A 17,079-nucleotide genomic window follows, 5' to 3' on the forward strand; every position below is an offset into this window, starting at 1 on the left:
GGTTCCCAACAAGGGCGGCCGGGAGCGGGCGGTGTCAGCGGTGCCCGGGTGTCAGCGGTTCCAGAGCGACGGCCAGGACACCCCGAGCTCGCGGACGAGCGAGCGCAGCGTCGGCACGGACATCCCGATCACCGTCGACGGGTCGCCCTCGATCGCGGTGATGAAGCCGGCGCCGCGCCCGTCGATCGTGAACGCGCCGGCCACCTCGAGCGGCTCCCCGGTCGCGACGTAGGCGTCGATCTCGTCGTCCTCGATGTCCGCGGCGAAGGTGACGGCGGCGGAGGTGACCGCTCCGGTCTCGGCGACGATCCGCCCGCCGCGGTGGTCGATCAGCCAGTGGCCGGAGTGCTGGCGGCCGGTGCGCCCGCGCTGCGCCCGCCAGCGCTCGCGGGCGCGCTCGGGCTCGTGCGGCTTGCCGTGCACGACGCCGTCGAGCACGAAGGCGGAGTCGCCGCCGAGGACCAGGCCGTCGATCTGCGGCCCGAGGACGGCCGTCGCCTTGGCGCGGGCGAGCAGCGCCACGGTCGCGTCGGCGTCCAGCGCGGCTCCGCGCTCCCGCTCGGCCCGGGCGACGGCGGCCGGCTCGTCGACCTCCGAGGGGACGACCACGGGCTCGATCCCGGCGGCGCGCAGCAGTGCCAGGCGGGCGGGGGAGGTGGAGGCGAGGTGGAGGCGCACGAGGGCTCCCTGCGATCGGGCCCACGCTGTGGGATGCTCGACGGATGGCACAGACCCCGCCCCGCGCGTCCGACCGAGCCGCGGGGACCGGCGAGGCACTCGGGACCGAGATCGAGCTCGACATTAGCAACGTCGCCCACGGCGGCGTCTTCGTCGCCCGGCACGAGGGCCGCGTCGTCTTCGTCCCCGATGTGCTGCCCGGCGAGCGGGTCCGCGTGCGGGTCAGCGAGATCCGCCACGACAGCTTCTGGCGCGGTGAGGCGCTCGAGGTGCTCGAGGCGTCGCCGCACCGCGTCGAGCACGTCTGGGCGCAGGCGGGCATCGACCGCCGCCCCGAGGAGCGCGTCGGCGGCGCCGAGTTCGGCCACGCCGCGCTCGAGTACCAGCGCGAGCTCAAGCGCGCCGTGCTGGTCGACTCCTTCTCCCGCTTCGCCCGGCGCGAGGTCGACGTCGTCGTCGCACCGGTCGCGGGCGACGACGAGTCCGGCGGCCTCGGCTGGCGCACCCGCAACCGCCTGCACGTCGACGACTCCGGCCGCGTCGGTCCCTACGCCGCGCGCAGTCACCACGTCGTCGACGTCGAGGGCCTGCCGCTCGCGACCGCCGCCTCTTCGGCCGCGGCCCCGCTCGACCAGCGTCTGGCTCCGGGTTCCGTCGTCGACCTCGTCGACGCCGCCGGCTCGGACGGCGCGGCCGTGCTCGTGCACGACCCGTCCGACAAGCGCGCCAGGAGGGACCGGACGGTCGTCTCCGAGTTCGTCGCGGACCGCACCTTCCGCGTCGACCGCTCCGGCTTCTGGCAGGTGCACCGCGGGGCCGCGGCGACCCTCTTCGACGCGGTGCAGGCCGCCGTCGACGCCGGCGTCGCCGACGTCCGCGCCGCCAACCACGACCTCTACGGCGGAGTGGGGCTGCTCGCCGCCGCGCTGGCCGACCACCTCGGCGCCGGCGTCCGGGTCACGAGCGTGGAGAGCGACGCGCGGGCCACGGAGCACGCCCTGGAGAACCTCGCCGATCAGGTCGGTGCCCGCGCGGTGACCGCCCGGGTCGACCGCTACCTCCGCGACGCGCTCGCCCAGGCCGACGCCCGCGAGCGCGAGCGCTGGCGGGCCGCCACCGTCATCCTCGATCCGCCCCGGGCGGGAGCCGGCCGCGCCGTGACCGACGCCCTCGTCGAGCTCGCGCCCGCGCAGCTGGTCTACGTCGCCTGCGATCCGGTGGCGCTCGCCCGCGACGTCGGCGCGCTCTCCGCGGGCGGCTACGAGCTCGAGCGGCTCGACGGCTTCGACCTCTTCCCGCACACCTCGCACGTGGAGGCCGTCGCCCGCCTCGTGCGCCGAGACACCTGAGCGCGGCGTCGCCAGCATGAGCCCGAGGGAGACCACCGATGACCGCTGAGTCCGCTGCCGCGCCGAGGGTGCGGGTCGCCATCGTGGACGACCACGAGTCCGTCCGCCTGGGTGTCGCCGCCGCCGTCGAGGCCGCGGGGATGCAGGTGGTGGCCGCGGCCGAGACGGTGCGCGCGCTCGAGGAGGTCCTCGGCGGCTCGGAGATCGAGGTGCTCGTCCTCGACCTCTCCCTGAACGACGGATCGAGCATCACGGCGAACGTCAAGTGGGGCCAGGTGCGCGGCTCGGCCGTCCTGGTCCACAGCATCGCCGACCGCGTGGTCGCCGTTCGCGAGGCGCTCGCGGCGGGCGCCGCCGGAGTGATCCCGAAGTCCTCTCCGATGTCGACCGTGGTCGCCGCGATCCGCACCGTCGCGCGCGGCGAGGTCCTGAACAATCTCGAGTGGGCGTCGGCGATCGACGCGGACGACGACTTCGCCCGCGCGGTGCTCGGGCGCCGCGAGCGCGACGTGCTGCACCTCTACGCCTCCGGCCTGCCGCTCAAGCTCGTCGCCGACCGCCTGCAGATCTCGGTGTCGACCGCCAAGGAGTACCTCGACCGGATCCGCGACAAGTACGTCGAGATCGGGCGGCCGGCCCCGACGAAGGTCGATCTGCTGCGCCGCGCCGTGGAGGACGGCATCCTGCCGGGCATCGATCCGGACGACGGCGATGCCGGGCGCTGAGGTCGTCCCCGCGCGCGCTCCGGCGAACCGCGAGCGCATCGACCGGATCATCAGCACGGTCGTCTCGTTCTTCGGCTTCGGCTTCGCGCTGCAGACCGTGCCGCCCATCCTCGGTCAGCTCCCGGTCCTGCGGCCCGAGGTCGCCTGGCCCGTGCTGGTCGTCGTCTTCGGCGCGCTCGGCGCCTCGGTGGTCACCGCGGTCGCGCGGCGCGGGACGCAGGTCAGCGGCGCCGTCGTCGCCGCGTCGCTCCTGCTCGCGCTGCTCACCTGGCCGCTGACGATCCGCCCTGACGCCGTTCCCCAGGAGACGCCGTGGATCTGGTACCTGCTGACGATCGGCACGGCCTTCTGCACGATCGTCGCGCCGCTGCGGCTGGCGATCGTGTACGCCTCCGTCACCACGATCCTGTTCGGCGTCCTGCGCGTCCTCCCCTCGGGCGGCGGAGCGTCGCCCACCCGCGCCGCCCTCGACGCCGTCTACGTGGGCATCGTCGGCTTCGTCATGCTGGTCCTGATCACCGTGCTCCGGCAGTCGGCGGACCGGGTCGACCGTGCGCAGCGCACCGCGATGGAGCAGTACGAGGGGGCGATGCGCCAGCACGCCGGCGAGGTCGAGCGGGTCGAGGTCGACGCCCTCGTGCACGACAACGTGCTCGCGACCCTGCTCGCCGCGGCGACGGCCGAGTCGGGCGCCGAGCGCGCCCTCGTCTCCTCGATGGCGCGGAAGACGCTCTCGGTGCTGCTCCCGGACGAGGAGGCCGACCTCGACGCAGGAGAGGTGCCGCTGGAGCTGCTCGAGCGGCAGCTGTCGCACGCGGCCTCGACCTTCGTGGCGGAGTTCGGGGTCGTCCTCGACGGCGACGTCGACCCGCGGACGACGACGATGCCGCGACCGGTCGCGGAGGCCGTCCTCGGCGCGGTCTGGCAGGCCCTGACCAACAGCGTCCAGCACGCCGGTCCGAGCGACGCCGTCCGGCGATCGGTGCGCGGGCAGCTCTCGGCGTGCTCCGTCGAGGTCGTCGTCGAGGACGACGGCCGCGGTTTCCTCCTCGCCGACGTCCCGCGCGAGCGGCTCGGCATCCGGCTCTCGATCCTCGACCGGGTGCACCAGGTGCAGGGCTCGGCGCGCGTCGACACCGTCCCCGGCGAGGGCACCCGGGTCGTCGTCCTCTGGCCCGCCGCGAAGGGCCGATCGTGATCGCCTACCCGCGCCCGCTGCTCTACGCGCTGGGCGGGGGCTTCTCGCTCTACCACGTCGTCCTCGCCTTCTTCTCCTACCGGCTGACACCCGCCACTCCCGCCGATCTGACGGCCGTCGCCGTCTACATCGCCGCCACCGTGATCGCCCTCCTGCCGAGCTCGACCACGCGGATGAACGCGGTGACCGCGTGGGCGATGGCGGGAGTGGCGGTGGGGCTGCCGCTGCTCGTCTCTCCGTCGCTGGACCCCGGTGCCTCCAACGGCTACTCCACCTGGTACATCGCGGCGGTCGGCACGCTCATGACGATCGTCTGCGCCCGTCGGCGCCCCCTGGCGGCGTGGACCGGGATGGCGTTCCTGATCGTGCACACGACGGTCTGGGCGGGTCCCGTCGCTCTGGCGACCCTCGGCGTCGTCGGCGGAATCGCCTGGGTCGGCATCGCGCAGCTCCTGATCATCGAGCTCGGCCGCGCCGGCTCCGAGGCGCGCGTGCTCGAGGCCGCCGAGCGGGCCGCCGCGTCGTGGCGCGCGGCGGAGGAGGCGCACCTCTCCGAGCGGGAGGTGCGGCTGGAGCAGACCCGCACCATCGCCTCCGAGATGCTGCTGCGCATCGCCACCAGCCCGGTGGGCCTCACCGATGAGGAGCGCCGCGAGTGCGCCCTGCTGGAGGCGTCCGTCCGGGACGAGATCCGGGGGAGGCGGCTGCTGGACGACGACGTCCGCCGCCTGGTGCTCGACGCGCGACGGCGGGGCGTCACGGTATCGGTGCTGGACGACGGCGGGCTGGACCGGACCACGGAGGAGGAGAGCCGGCGGGTGCTGCGCGAACTCGCCCGGGCGCTCGGCGGCATCGGCGAGGGGGTCGACCGCGTCGTCGTCCGCACGGCGTCGGCGGACTCGCCGTCGGCGGTGACGGTCGTGGGCCTGCGGACCGCGGGCGACGGCAGCGCGGGCGCCCTCGGCTCGGACGACGCGGGCGACGAGGTGGACGCCTGGGTCGAGATCCGGCGCGACGAGCAGGGTGTCCTCGAGGACTGAACCGAGCCGTCCGCGCCGCTCGGTGCGCTGCGGATCCCCGGTGCGCCGGGCGACCCTGCGGCGGACGCGCGGTTAAAAGAGTGCGGCGGGCTGTCCACTCCTCCGAAGAGGGGGCCCAGCCCGCCGTCAAACCCCGAGTGAGGGTGACAACCCGAATGTCACCCTCACTCGCCCCCAAAACACCCGCCTGCTTACCCTGGTCGGCGAGTGATTGGCGATGCCCCCTCCGTGGAGTGAGCACCTAACACGCATAACTATGCCGAGGACTGCGAGGGGCGGGTAGTCGGCACTTTAGGGGACTAATCGGGGTACAAAATCCGCGTTCCGCGTCGTTCCGGCCCGAACGGGCCTCCCGCAGCGCTCAGCCGGAGAACGAGCGCCAGGCTCCGGGAGCCGGCTGCAGCGGTGCCCGGACGGCGGCGGCGCGGTCGCTCCAGCCGCCGCTAGGGACGACCGGCACCTCGGCGACCGGGTGCGACTGCGCGGCGAGCGCGGTCACGACCGCGGTCACGGCGGCGATCTCGCGCGCATCGAGGCCGGGAGTGGTGATGACGACGGTGGGGGCGGAGTCGGCTGCGCTCATCCCGCGACGGTACCGCATGCCGTTCACGGTCCCGCGTGCGGGCCGGTGACTATGCTGACGCCGGACGCCGCCGGAGCGACGCCCCTTCCGTCCGAACAGGAGTGTCACCGCATGCCGTCGTGGTCCCTGAAGCGCGGCCGCGCCTCCGCCCGTCGCGTCGCCGCGGTCCTCCGGTCCTCGCCCGCGGCCTTCGCGACGACGGCGGCGGTCCTGCTCGCCAGCGCAGCGGCCGGCACCCTTCTCGCCCCGGCGAGCGACGAGACCGGCGCCTGGTGGGCGGCCGGCGCCGGCACGATCCTCGGCGGCCGGCCCTGGGCCGCGGTGACCGGCCTGCTGATCGCGTCGGGCCCGCCCGCGCTGCTCCTCGTCGTCCTCCTGCTCCTGCCGCTGCTGATCGCGGCCGAGCGCCGTCTCGGAGCGCGCCGGCTGGTCCTCGCCTTCCTGCTCACCGGGGCGCTCGGAACGACGGTCGGAGCGGCCCTGCAGAGCGTCGGCGCCTCCGTCGGCGAGTGGTGGGCCGGGGACACGGTCGGCGACCACACCTTCGACCCGCTGATCGGCGGCGTCGGTGCGCTGCTGGCCGCGACGGCCTTCATGGGCGGCCTCTGGCGCCGGCGCCTGCGCGTCACCGTCTTCGCGGTGGTCCTGATGTTCGTGCTCTACGCCGGCGACTCCGCCGACGTGTACCGACTCCTCGCGGGCATCGCCGGCCTGGCGATCGGGGCCGTGATGGCGCACGGGGTGAGCGGACTGCGCCCGCAGCGCCCCGCGCCGAGCTCGCACCGGGAGTCGCGCGCCCTGCTCGCCGCGGTGGTCGCGGTCACCGCCCTCGGTCCGCTCGTCGCCGTGCTCTCCGACTCGGGCTACGGGCCGTTCTCGTTCCTCGGCCGGCTGCTGCAGAGCGCGTTCACCGGCGCCGCCGATCTCGAGGACCCCTGCGGCGCCACGGTCCGGCACTGCGCGCACCACGTGCGGCTGAACCTGATCTCGCCCGGGCCGATCCTGCTCACCTTCGTCCCGATGATCCTGCTGCTCGTCGCGGCGTACGGGATGCGCTCCGGGCGCCGTCTCGGTCTGCTGCTCGCGATCGGCGTCAACGCAGCCATCGCGATCCTCGACATCGTCCTTCTGCAGCGCGCGGCGCGGCACCCCGACTTCCAGTACTACGCCGAGTACCTGCTCTGGGTGGCCACCACCGTGGTCGTCCCGGTCGCGGTCATCGTCCTCCTGGCGGTCGGCAGCAGGCACTTCCGGATCCGGGCTCCGCGGGAGTCGGCGCGCCGCTGGTCACTGGTGGTCGGCATCGGCTTCGTCGTCTCGCTCGGCGGCTACCTCGCGCTCTCGGCCTCGACCCGGACCAGCTTCGAGCCGGTGCTCGGGATCGGCCGGCTCCTCCTCGACGGGCTGCTGCGTTTCGTGCCGTCGAGCTTCCTCGGTGGGCACGGCCTGCTGGCGGTGCCGCGGGAGCCGCTCGCCCGCCTCGGCTTCGAGTGGGTCGGGCCGGTCTTCTGGCTCCTCGTCGTCGTCGCGGTGATCGCGCTCCTGCGGGCGACCGACGTGCAGGGCGTGCGCGGCGACGAAGCGGTCTACCGCCGGCTGCTCGTGCGCCACGGCGCCGGCAGCCTCGGCCACCAGGGCACCTGGCAGGGCAACGAGCACTGGATCGCCCCCGACGGCGAGGGCGGAGTCGCCTACCGGGTCGTGGGCGGGGTCGCGATCACGCTCTCCGATCCGGCCTGCGCGCCCGAGCGGCGCGCGGAGGTGGTCGCCGGCTTCGTCGCGTTCTGCGACGAGCGCAGCTGGACACCGGTCTTCTACAGCGTCCACGACGAGCTGCTGCCGGTCTTCGACGGCCTCGGCTGGTCGCGGATCTCGGTGGGCGAGGAGACGATCATCGAGCTCGGTGGCTTCGAGCTGACCGGGAAGCGCTGGCAGAAGGTGCGCTACCCGCTCACCCGCGCGATCAAGCTCGGCATCGAGCCGGTCTGGACGAGCTGGCCGGAGCTGTCGCTGGGGATGGCCAGCCAGATCGTCGACCTGTCCGAGAAGTGGGTGTCCGAGAAGGCGCTGCCGGAGATGGGGTTCACGCTCGGCGGGATCGACGAGGCGCGCGACCCGGACGTCGCGCTGCTGCTCGCCGTCGGCCCGGACGGGGTGCTGCAGGGGATCACCAGCTGGCTGCCCGTGCACCGCGACGGCCGGATCGTCGGCTGGACGCTCGACTTCATGCGCCGCTCGGACGAGGCGATGCCCGGGATCATGGAGTTCCTGATCGCGTCCGCCGCCCTCCGTGCGCAGGAGCAGGGCGCGGAGTTCGTCTCGCTGTCCGGCGCACCGCTCGCGACGGCGCCCGTGCCGGAGGGGGAGCAGCCGCCGGAGCCGACCGCGCTCTCGGGTCTGCTCGAGTTCCTGGCGCGGACCCTGGAGCCGGCCTACGGCTTCACCTCGCTGTTCCGCTTCAAGGCCAAGTTCCACCCGCGCTACGAGGGACTGTGGATGGCGTACCCAGACGCGCTGCAGCTGCCGCGGATCGGCGCGGCGATCGGGCGCGCCTACCTCCCGGACGTCTCCCCGCGCGAGGCGCTCGCCTTCGCCCGGGCGCTGGGAGCGCGCCCGGAGGAGAAGGCACCGCCCGCGGAGAAGCCGGGTGCGGAGAAGCCCGCTGCCGAGAAGCCGGGTGCGGAGAAGCCCGGTGCCGAGAAGTCCGGCGGCGACACGCCGGCGCAGGGGAGGCCGACGGCGCCGGCGCCCGAGAAGGCGCCGGCGGCCGGCTGACCGGGGCTCAGAGCGGGATGTTGCCGTGCTTCTTGGCCGGCAGGTTCGCGCGCTTGGTCCGCAGCGCGCGCAGCGCCTTGATCACCGACACCCGGGTCGCCGACGGCTCGATGACCCCGTCCAGCTCGCCGCGCTCGGCCGCGAGGAACGGGCTCGCCACGTTGTAGGTGTACTCGTTCGCCAGCCGGGTGCGGACGGCGGCGACGTCCTCGCCGGCCTCCTCGGCCTTGCGGATCTCGTTGCGGTAGAGGATGTTGACGGCGCCCTGGCCGCCCATCACCGCGATCTCGGCCGTCGGCCAGGCGAGGTTGATGTCGGCGCCGAGCTGCTTGGAGCCCATCACGATGTACGCGCCGCCGTAGGCCTTGCGCAGGATGACGGTGACCAGCGGCACGGTCGCCTCCGCGTAGGCGTAGAGCAGCTTCGCGCCGCGGCGGATGACGCCGGTCCACTCCTGGTCGGTCCCAGGCAGGTAGCCGGGGACGTCGACGAGCGTGAGGATCGGCAGCGAGAACGCGTCGCAGAACCGGACGAAGCGCGAGGCCTTCTCGCCGGCCTCGATGTTCAGGGTGCCGGCCATCGCGCTGGGCTGGTTGGCGATGATGCCGACCGAGCGGCCCTCGACCCGGCCGAAGCCGATCACGATGTTCGGCGCGAAGAGCGGCTGCACCTCGAGGAAGTCGCCCTCGTCGACGATGTGCTCGATCACGGCGCGCATGTCGTACGGCTGGTTCGGGCTGTCAGGGATGACGGTGTCGAGGAAGCGGTCGGAGTCCGTGGTCTCGAGGTCGACCTCGTTGTCGAACACCGGCGCGGGCGAGAGGTTGTTGTCGGGGAGGAAGGAGAGCAGGGTGCGCGCGTAGTCGAGCGCGTCGTTCTCGTCGCTGGCGAGGTAGTGCGAGACGCCCGAGATCTTGTTGTGGGTGAGCGCGCCGCCGAGCTCCTCCATGCCGACGTCCTCGCCGGTGACGGTCTTGATCACGTCAGGGCCGGTGACGAACATCTGGCTGGTCTTGTCGACCATGATCACGAAGTCGGTGAGGGCGGGGGAGTACACCGCGCCGCCGGCCGCCGGGCCGCAGATGATCGAGATCTGCGGGATGACGCCGCTCGCCGCGGTGTTGCGGCGGAAGATCTCGCCGTACTTGCCCAGGGCGACGACGCCCTCCTGGATCCGCGCTCCGCCGGAGTCGAGGATGCCGATGATCGGGACGCCGGTCTTCAGCGCCAGATCCATCACCTTGATGATCTTCTCGCCGGCCACCTCGCCGAGCGAGCCGCCGAAGATCGTGAAGTCCTGCGAGTAGACAGCGACCTGGCGGCCGTGGATCGTGCCGGTGCCGGTCACGACGGCGTCGCCGTAGGGCCGCTTCTTCTCCATGCCGAACGCGTGGGTGCGGTGGCGGACGAACTCGTCGAGCTCGACGAACGAGCCGGGGTCGAGGAGGGTGTCGATCCGCTCGCGGGCGGTCATCTTGCCCTTGGCGTGCTGCTTCTCGATCGCGGCCTCACCGCTGGCGGTGACCGCCTCGTGGTAGCGGGCCTTCAGGTCCGCGATCTTCCCCGCGGTCGTGAAGAGATCGGGCGCGGGACGTTCGATGTTCGCGGTCACTCGCCCACCTTATCGGCGCGGATGGACCCCTCCGTTGTCGCACCCGCACAGGGAGCGGCGGGTCCGATGGGAGGGTCCGCACAAGCCGCGGCGCCGGCGACCGGCTCCGGGGCTTCTCGCGGGGCCCGCCGGTAGCGTGGCCGCATGCAGCTCCCGCTCTCCCTCTCCGTCTCGCCGCAGGTCCTCTGGCTCGAGAGCGCGGGCTCGACCAACGACGAGCTGCGCGAGCGCGCGACGGCCGAGCCCGCAGCCTGGCCGCACCTCTCCGTCGTGGCGACCGACGACCAGCGCGCGGGCCGCGGACGCCTGGGGCGGGTCTGGCAGGCGCCCGCCGGGCGGACGCTGGCGGCCTCGACGCTGGTGGACGCGGCGGCCCTCCCCGCCGCGGCGGTCGGCTGGCTGCCGCTGCTGGCCGGCGCTGCCCTCGCGCGGGCGCTCGCCCCGCTGGTCGGCGCCGCGGTCGAGGTCAAGTGGCCCAACGACGTGCTGATCGACGGGGGGAAGACGGCGGGTGTCCTCGCCGAGCGCCTCGCCGACGGCCGCGTGATCGTCGGCACCGGGATCAACCTGCTGCTGAGCGAGGAGGAGCTGCCCGTGCCGACGGCGACCTCCCTCGCCCTGGCCGGCGCGGCGACGACCGGCGCCGACGCCGTGCTCGCCGCCTTCCTCACCGAGTTCTCGGCGCTGCTCGCGCCGCTCCTCGCGCTCGGCGACGCCGACTCCGCGGGGTCGGCCGCCGTCGTGCGCGCGCACCTCGGCACCCTCGGCCGCTCCGTCCGGGTGGAGCTGCCGGACGGCTCCGTCGAGGAGGGCACCGCGGTCGCGCTCGACGACGACGGCTCGCTCGTGCTCGAGCAGGACGGCGCCCGGCGCTCGTTCTCCGCGGGCGACGTCACCCACCTGCGCCAGTGAGCGCCGGCGGCCGGGACCGGCTCGCGGAGGGGGACCGGGAGCTCGCCCGGCTCACGCCGCGCGCCCGCCGCGCCGTCGCGCCGGTCGCCGGCTTCCTCCTGCTCACCTGGGCGGGCTTCTACTTCGCCGCGCAGTTCGAGCTGGAGCTGCAGCGCTGGATCATCGCCCTCGGCACGGCCGTGCTCGTGCTGCTGCTCTGCGTGCCCGGCGTCGCCGGCTGGGCGAGCATCCGCTACCGGATCACGCAGCGAGGGCTGCACGCCCGCCGCGGCGTCCTGTCGGTGCGCCGCGCCGACCTCGACTTCGACCCGCGGATGGCGGTCGGCGTCTCGCGGACCCTGAGTCAGCGCGTCGCTCGCTGCGGGGACGTGCGGATCACCCGCGACGGCGCCGAGGCGTTCGTGCTGCGCGACGTGGAGGACCCGGAGCTCGTCGCCGAGCTGCTGCGGGACGCGATCGCGGCGGTCCCGCTGCCGCTGCCCGACTGGCCCGCGCCCGACCCGCTCTGACCGCCGCGTCCGCGACGGGGCCCTCGCCGTGTCCGCGCCCCTCGCTACCATGGAGCCGCCCCGCGCCCGCGGGCGGAACCAGGAGGATCGTCATGCGCGTCGGTGTGATCGGAGGCGGCCAGCTCGCCCGGATGATGATCCCCGCGGCGGTCGAGCTCGGCCTCGAGATCGCCGTCCTCGCCGAGACCGAGGGCGCCCCGGCGGGCCTCGCCGCGACCCGCGTCGGCGACTACCGCGACGAGGAGACGGTGCTCGGATTCGCCCGCACCGTCGACGTCGTCACCTTCGACCACGAGCACGTGCCGCAGGCGATCCTGCGCCGGCTCGTCGCCGAGGGCGTGGCCGTGCACCCCGGCCCGGACGCCCTCCTCTACGCCCAGGACAAGCTGATGATGCGGCAGCGCCTCACCGAGCTCGGCGTCCCCGTGCCCGACTGGGCGGCGGTCTCCTCCGCCGACGAGCTGGCCGCGTTCCTCGACGAGCACGGCGGACGCGCTGTCGTGAAGACCGCGCGCGGTGGCTACGACGGCAAGGGCGTCCGCGTCGTCTACGGCGCGCACGAGGCCGACGACTGGTTCGCGGCGCTCGCCGAGGACGGCCGCGGCGGCGCGCTGCTCGTCGAGGAGCTGGTCGGCTTCCGCCGCGAGCTCGCGCAGCTCGTCGCCCGGCGCCCCTCGGGGGAAAGCGTCCTCTGGCCGGTGGTGGAGTCGATCCAGCGCGACGGCGTCTGCGCCGAGGTCCTCGCTCCCGCGCCCGCCTCGGCGGGCCGCCTCGCGGACGCCGCCGCCGACATCGCCGAGACGATCGCCGAGAGCCTCGGCGTCACCGGCGTGCTGGCGGTCGAGCTGTTCGAGACGACGGACGACCGCCTGCTCGTCAACGAGCTGGCGATGCGCCCGCACAACAGCGGGCACTGGACGATGGACGGCTCCACCACCTCGCAGTTCGAGCAGCACCTGCGCGCGGTGCTCGACCTGCCGCTCGGCGCGACCGGCTGCCGCGATCCGTGGACCGTGATGGTGAACGTCCTCGGCGGTCCGGTGGGGGAGTCGCTGACCGACCGCTACCCGCTCGTGCTCGCCGCGCACCCCGCGGTGAAGGTGCACAACTACGGCAAGGAGCCGCGTCCGGGACGCAAGGTCGGGCACGTGAACGCCACCGGCGACGAGCTCGAGCTCGTCGTCTACGAGGCGCGTGCCGCGGCGGCCGTTCTCACCGACTGAGACGTACCATGGTGGCCGTGACCCGCCCCACGCCCTCCGCCACCCCCGCCGGTACCGCCCCGTGAACGCCGACGCGCTCGTCAACGGTCCCTCCCCGCTCGTCGGCGTCGTGATGGGCTCGGACTCCGACTGGTCGGTCATGCAGGCCGCGTCGACGACCCTCTCGGAGTTCGGCGTGGCGCACGAGGTCCGCGTGGTCTCGGCCCACCGCACCCCGCAGGCGATGATCGACTACGGCCGCGGGGCGCGTGCACGGGGTCTGCGCGTCGTGATCGCGGGAGCCGGCGGAGCCGCCCACCTGCCCGGGATGCTGGCCGCGGTCACGTCCCTCCCCGTCGTCGGCGTCCCCGTGCCGCTCGCGCGGCTCGACGGCCTCGACTCCCTGCTCTCGATCGTGCAGATGCCGGCCGGCGTCCCCGTCGCCACCGTCTCGATCGGCGGCGCCCGCAACGCGGGACTGCTCGCGGTGAAGATGCTCGCGATCGGCGACGACGCGCTGTCCGAGCGCCTCGACGCCTTCGCGGCGGACCTGGAGGCGCAGGTCGCCGCCAAGAACGACGCTCTGGTGGCCGGCCTGTGACGGCGATGACGCTGCCGCTGCGGCATCCGGACGTCCGCTCGAGCTCGTTCATGACCCGGCGCGCCTGGTGGCTGCTGATCGGCAACCTGCTCGTTCCCGGCTCCGCGCAGGTGCTCGCGGGCAACCGCCGCCTCGGGCGGCTCGGCCTCGGCTTCACCCTGGCGCTCTGGACGGCGCTGCTGGTCGCCGTCCTCCTCTACTTCGTCTTCCCGACGGGCCTCTACACGCTCGCGACCTTCGATCTGTCGATGCTCGCTCTGCAGGCGGCCCTGGTCGTCTACGGCGTGGTCTGGCTCGTGCTCACCCTGGACACCCTCCGGCTGATCCGGCTGGTGCGGGCGCGGCCGCGGATGCGGGCCGTGCTCGCCTTCGCGACGATCGCGCTGATGGCCGTCTCGGTCGGCTCGACCGCCTACGGCACCTACCTGATCGGGATCACCCGCGGCACGCTGTCCTCGATCTTCGGCGGCGGGGCGATGGAGGCGCCGATCGACGGCCGCTACAACATCATGCTGCTGGGCGGCGACGCCGGCGAGGACCGCGACGGCCTGCGTCCGGACAGCATCTCGGTCGTCAGCATCGACGCGTCGACCGGCGCCGCGACCACGATCGGCGTCTCCCGAGAGTTCGTGAACATCCCGTTCCCCGAGGACAGCCCGATGCACGAGCTGTACCCGGACGGCTACACGACCGACAACTGCGCCGTCGACGTCTGCAAGCTCAACTCGATCTACACCGAGGTCGAGCTGAAGCACCCCGAGCTCTACCCGGATGCGGTCGCGGAGGGCAGCGAGCCCGGCATCGAGGCGACCCGCGACGCGGTCGAGGGCATGCTCGGCATCCCGATCCAGTACTACGCGCTGATCGACATGGAGGGCTTCGCTCAGCTGATCGACTCGCTCGGCGGCATCGACGTCGACTACCAGGGCACCGAGCCCCTGCCGCTCGGCGGCCTCCCCGACTCCGACGGCGTGATGCAGGGCGTGAACCAGTGGATCGACCCCGGTCCCTGGCACTTCAACGGCGAGCAGGCGCTCGCCTACGCCCGCTCGCGCTACACGACGAGCGACTACGACCGGATGGCACGGCAGCGCCAGGTGCAGACCGCGCTGCTCGAGCAGTTCGAGCCGGCCAATGTGCTCTCGAAGTTCCAGGACGTCGCCGCCGCCGGCTCCCAGGTGATCAAGACCGACGTCCCGCAGGGGATGCTCGGCTACTTCGTGCAGCTGGGCCTGAAGACGAAGTCCCAGCCGGTCGGCGTCGTCGAGCTCGTCCCGCCCGCGGTCGATGTCGACGGCGACCCCGACTACGACGTCGTCCGCTCGCTCGTGCACGAGGGCCTCTTCCCGGACGCCACGGCGCAGTAGCGTCGGCGTCCCGAGGGCCGCTGTGCCGGCGGGCGCGGGTCTCCTTCGTGCTGATCGAGTAGCCCGCGGAGCGGGCGTATCGAGATCCACCGGTGTCCGGAGTCGGGTCTGCAGGCCCGCCCTTTCGATGACGGTGGGTCTCGATACGCTCCTGCGGAGCTACTCGACCAGCATGAGCGCGGCCCCTGCGGGGCTGCTCGACCAGCATGGTCGGGCCCCGCGGGGTTGCGCGACCGGCCGATGCGATTGCTCGCCTTCATGCTGATCGAGTAGGCCGCGGAGCGGCCGTATCGAGCGGAGAGGGCGCCTTCGGCGCCAGCGCAAGGCGGGGAAGAGACCGACGTCCTTGGGTTGGGCGGGTCTCGATACGCCCCTTCGGGGCTACTCGACCAGCATGTTCTGCAGGCGTCTCTTCCAAGTAGATCCATTGGCACCAGGAGAAGGGTCTGCAGACCCCGCATGCCTCAGAGGTCGGCGTGCAGGGCCCAGACGCGCTCGGCGGAGTCGCGCCAGCTGAAGGCGCGGGAGCGGTCGCGGCCGGCGACCGAGAGGCGCTCGCGGAGGCCGGTGTCGGAGAGCACGCTGCTCATCGCGAGCGCGAGCCGCTCCGGGTAGTGCTTGGCGTCGGCGCGCTCGACGGCGACACCCGCGTCGGCCGCGACCTCGAGCAGCGCCGGGTCGTCCGAGTGCACGACCGGCACGCCGAAGTGCATGGCCTCGAGCACCGGCAGGCCGAAGCCCTCGGCGATGCTCGGGTAGACGAACAGGGTGGCCCGGCTGAGCACGAGCGCGAGGTCGGTGTCGCTGAGGACGCCGAGCGCCCGCACCCTCTCCTCGCCGAGGCCCTGCTCGTCCGCGACGGAGGCGATGTCGAGCTCGCCCCAGCCGGTCGGCCCGACGATCAGGAGCGGGAGCTCCGGGGCCGACGCCTCGCCGAACGCCGCGATCAGCGAGACCAGGCCCTTGCGCGGCTCGAGCGTGCCGACGCTGAGGACGTACTCGGCCGGCAGCCCGAGGGCCTCCGCGCGCTCGTCGGCGTCGTCGGGAAGGACGAGCCCGGAGCCGACGGCACCGCCGATCACGCGGATCCGGTCGCCGAAGTCGAGGACCTGGGAGAGCTGCTGAGCGACCGCGTGCGTCGGAACGACGACAGCATCGGCGAACTTCTGCGCGCGCTTCGCCATCGCGCGGTGCCACTTGGCGCCGTGCGGGGTGAGCGTCTCGGGGTGCGTCCACGGCACCGTGTCGTGGATGGTGACGGCGATCTGCTCGCCCTCGCGGCCCTCGTGACTGCGCAGCGGGGCGAACAGGCTCGGAGCGTGCATCATGCCGCCGCCCGAGGGGATGCCGATGCCGTACTGCCAGGCGCGGGACAGCTCGCGGCGGCCCAGGTGCAGGCGGTGCAGGCGGGCGAGGCCGGGCAGGCGCAGCCGCAGATCCTCCTCCTTCTCCGGCGGATGCGCGGAGAAGACGGCCTCGACCTCGCAGTCGCGCGGGGCGGTGCGGATCAGCTCGCGGGTGAGCTCCTCGGTGTAGCGGCCGATGCCGCCGGGGACGCGGGCGAGCATCTGGTCGACGACCACCCGGAGCGTGGTGGTCACGGCGTGACCGCCTCGAGCGGAGCGGCGGCCAGCGCATCCTGCCAGGAGCGCATCGGCGCGAGGCCCGCGGCGGCCCAGGCGTCGTGGCTGAGGACGGAGTAGGCGGGCCGCGGGGCCGGGCGGACGAAGCTGCCGCTGTCGGTCGGCCGGATCCGCTCCGGGTCGAGCCCGGCCTTCTCGAACACGGCGCGCGCGAAGCCGAACCAGGTCGTCTCGCCGGCGTTGGTGCCGTGGTAGATCCCGGCCGGAGCCGCGGCGTCGACGAGCGCGATCAGGCGGTCGGCGAGATCGCCCGTCCAGGTGGGCTGCCCGCGCTGGTCGTCGACGACGGTGAGCGTGGGGTGCGCGCCGGCGAGTCGGACCATCGTCTTGGCGAAGTTGCCGCCGTGCGCGCCGTAGAGCCAGGCCGTCCGGACGACGTAGCCCCGTTCGGGGTTCGCGGCGAGCACGAGCTCCTCACCCTCGGCCTTCGTGCGGCCGTACGCCGAGATCGGGCCGCGGGGGTGCGACTCGGCGTAGGGGCTGGTCGCCGAGCCGTCGAAGACGTAGTCGGTCGAGACCTGGACGATCGCGGCGCCGATCTCGGCGGTGGCGATCGCGAGGTTCTGCGGGCCGAGGGCGTTGACGCGGCGGGCCTCCTCCTCGTCGCTCTCCGCGTCGTCGACCCGGGTGTACGCCGCGCAGTTCAGCACCGCGTCGTGGCCGGCGACCGCGGCGCGGACCGCGTCGAGGTCGGTCACGTCGAGGTCGGCGCGGCCGAGCGCCGTGACGGCGCGATCGCCGAGGGAGGAGCGGAGGTCGGTGCCGAGCATGCCGGAGGCGCCCGTGAGGAGGAAGGTCACCCGCTCATCATGCCGGAGGCCTCCGACGTGCGGACCCCCGGCGCACCGGCGGCGACGGTCCACCGGGGCGTCGGCGGGCCGCCGA

15 protein-coding genes are annotated in these 17,079 nt (G+C 73.7%); 10 read left to right on the forward strand and 5 right to left on the reverse strand.

Annotated elements, in window-relative coordinates; translation table 11 throughout:
• Positions 1–51: 51 nt before the first annotated feature.
• Positions 52–678: a nucleoside triphosphate pyrophosphatase gene (locus EDF45_RS05325; protein WP_123735211.1), complete on the reverse strand. Its 627-nt coding sequence runs from the start codon at positions 676–678 to the stop codon at positions 52–54.
• A 44-nt stretch (positions 679–722) separates the two neighbouring features.
• On the opposite strand from EDF45_RS05325, the gene EDF45_RS05330 reads away from it, so the two are divergent.
• From EDF45_RS05330 to EDF45_RS05345, 4 genes are read left to right on the forward strand one after another with little or no spacing between them, the layout of a single operon-like run.
• On the forward strand, positions 723–2,027 hold the full coding sequence (locus tag EDF45_RS05330; protein WP_123735212.1) for a class I SAM-dependent RNA methyltransferase: 1,305 nt from the start codon (positions 723–725) through the stop codon (positions 2,025–2,027).
• Between the two features lie 38 nt (positions 2,028–2,065).
• A complete protein-coding gene (locus EDF45_RS05335) occupies positions 2,066–2,752 on the forward strand; it encodes a response regulator (protein WP_123735213.1) in 687 nt (228 codons plus the stop codon).
• Positions 2,739–3,950: a sensor histidine kinase gene (locus tag EDF45_RS05340; RefSeq protein ID WP_123735214.1), complete on the forward strand. Its 1,212-nt coding sequence runs from the start codon at positions 2,739–2,741 to the stop codon at positions 3,948–3,950. The genes EDF45_RS05335 and EDF45_RS05340 overlap by 14 nt, the downstream gene beginning before the upstream one ends.
• Entirely contained in the window at positions 3,947–4,990 is a 1,044-nt protein-coding gene (locus tag EDF45_RS05345) for a hypothetical protein (protein ID WP_123735215.1), read from the forward strand. Before EDF45_RS05340 ends, EDF45_RS05345 begins: the two co-directional genes overlap by 4 nt.
• A gap of 361 nt (positions 4,991–5,351) precedes the next feature.
• Here EDF45_RS05345 and EDF45_RS05350 read toward each other — a convergent pair whose 3' ends face one another.
• A complete protein-coding gene (locus EDF45_RS05350) occupies positions 5,352–5,573 on the reverse strand; it encodes an acyl-CoA carboxylase subunit epsilon (RefSeq protein WP_123445310.1) in 222 nt (73 codons plus the stop codon).
• Between the two features lie 111 nt (positions 5,574–5,684).
• Here EDF45_RS05350 and EDF45_RS05355 point away from each other — a divergent pair, with 111 nt between their 5' ends.
• A complete protein-coding gene (locus EDF45_RS05355; RefSeq protein ID WP_123735216.1) occupies positions 5,685–8,348 on the forward strand; it encodes a bifunctional lysylphosphatidylglycerol flippase/synthetase MprF in 2,664 nt (887 codons plus the stop codon).
• A 7-nt stretch (positions 8,349–8,355) separates the two neighbouring features.
• Here EDF45_RS05355 and EDF45_RS05360 read toward each other — a convergent pair whose 3' ends face one another.
• On the reverse strand, positions 8,356–9,960 hold the full coding sequence (locus EDF45_RS05360; protein ID WP_243582397.1) for an acyl-CoA carboxylase subunit beta: 1,605 nt from the start codon (positions 9,958–9,960) through the stop codon (positions 8,356–8,358).
• 144 nt (positions 9,961–10,104) lie between these two features.
• On the opposite strand from EDF45_RS05360, the gene EDF45_RS05365 reads away from it, so the two are divergent.
• From EDF45_RS05365 to EDF45_RS05385, 5 genes are all read left to right on the forward strand, one after another.
• Complete coding sequence (locus EDF45_RS05365) at positions 10,105–10,872, forward strand: biotin--[acetyl-CoA-carboxylase] ligase (protein ID WP_123735217.1); 768 nt, start codon at positions 10,105–10,107, stop codon at positions 10,870–10,872.
• Positions 10,869–11,381 (forward strand): PH domain-containing protein, encoded by a 513-nt coding sequence (locus tag EDF45_RS05370; protein ID WP_123735218.1) that lies wholly within the window; start codon positions 10,869–10,871, stop codon positions 11,379–11,381. The genes EDF45_RS05365 and EDF45_RS05370 overlap by 4 nt, the downstream gene beginning before the upstream one ends.
• A gap of 92 nt (positions 11,382–11,473) precedes the next feature.
• Positions 11,474–12,604 (forward strand): 5-(carboxyamino)imidazole ribonucleotide synthase, encoded by a 1,131-nt coding sequence (locus tag EDF45_RS05375; protein ID WP_397459998.1) that lies wholly within the window; start codon positions 11,474–11,476, stop codon positions 12,602–12,604.
• A gap of 112 nt (positions 12,605–12,716) precedes the next feature.
• The gene (gene purE / locus EDF45_RS05380) at positions 12,717–13,184 is read left to right on the forward strand and encodes a 5-(carboxyamino)imidazole ribonucleotide mutase (RefSeq protein WP_123445392.1); all 468 of its coding nucleotides are present in this window, start codon (positions 12,717–12,719) and stop codon (positions 13,182–13,184) included.
• Between the two features lie 5 nt (positions 13,185–13,189).
• On the forward strand, positions 13,190–14,551 hold the full coding sequence (locus tag EDF45_RS05385) for an LCP family protein (protein WP_123735595.1): 1,362 nt from the start codon (positions 13,190–13,192) through the stop codon (positions 14,549–14,551).
• Between the two features lie 464 nt (positions 14,552–15,015).
• Here EDF45_RS05385 and EDF45_RS05390 read toward each other — a convergent pair whose 3' ends face one another.
• Both EDF45_RS05390 and rfbD read right to left on the reverse strand, forming a co-directional pair.
• Positions 15,016–16,152 (reverse strand): glycosyltransferase family 1 protein, encoded by a 1,137-nt coding sequence (locus EDF45_RS05390; RefSeq protein ID WP_243582398.1) that lies wholly within the window; start codon positions 16,150–16,152, stop codon positions 15,016–15,018.
• Entirely contained in the window at positions 16,149–16,994 is an 846-nt protein-coding gene (gene rfbD / locus EDF45_RS05395) for a dTDP-4-dehydrorhamnose reductase (RefSeq protein WP_123735220.1), read from the reverse strand. Before rfbD ends, EDF45_RS05390 begins: the two co-directional genes overlap by 4 nt.
• Between the last annotated feature and the right edge of the window lie 85 nt (positions 16,995–17,079).

The organism is Rathayibacter sp. PhB186 (assembly GCF_003751825.1).
Taxonomy (GTDB): Bacteria; Actinomycetota; Actinomycetes; order Actinomycetales; family Microbacteriaceae; genus Rathayibacter; species Rathayibacter festucae.

What these genes read in the sequence shown, in the direction of transcription:
- EDF45_RS05375 (WP_397459998.1), top strand. Translation starts at nt 11,474, where the DNA reads ATGCGCGTCGGTGTGATCGGAGGCGGCCAGCTCGCCCGGATGATGATC.
- EDF45_RS05330 (WP_123735212.1), top strand. Translation starts at nt 723, where the DNA reads ATGGCACAGACCCCGCCCCGCGCGTCCGACCGAGCCGCGGGGACCGGC.
- EDF45_RS05340 (WP_123735214.1), top strand. Translation starts at nt 2,739, where the DNA reads ATGCCGGGCGCTGAGGTCGTCCCCGCGCGCGCTCCGGCGAACCGCGAG.
- EDF45_RS05335 (WP_123735213.1), top strand. Translation starts at nt 2,066, where the DNA reads ATGACCGCTGAGTCCGCTGCCGCGCCGAGGGTGCGGGTCGCCATCGTG.
- EDF45_RS05350 (WP_123445310.1), bottom strand. Translation starts at nt 5,573, where the DNA reads ATGAGCGCAGCCGACTCCGCCCCCACCGTCGTCATCACCACTCCCGGC.
- EDF45_RS05385 (WP_123735595.1), top strand. Translation starts at nt 13,190, where the DNA reads ATGACGCTGCCGCTGCGGCATCCGGACGTCCGCTCGAGCTCGTTCATG.
- EDF45_RS05365 (WP_123735217.1), top strand. Translation starts at nt 10,105, where the DNA reads ATGCAGCTCCCGCTCTCCCTCTCCGTCTCGCCGCAGGTCCTCTGGCTC.
- purE (WP_123445392.1), top strand. Translation starts at nt 12,717, where the DNA reads ATGGGCTCGGACTCCGACTGGTCGGTCATGCAGGCCGCGTCGACGACC.
- EDF45_RS05355 (WP_123735216.1), top strand. Translation starts at nt 5,685, where the DNA reads ATGCCGTCGTGGTCCCTGAAGCGCGGCCGCGCCTCCGCCCGTCGCGTC.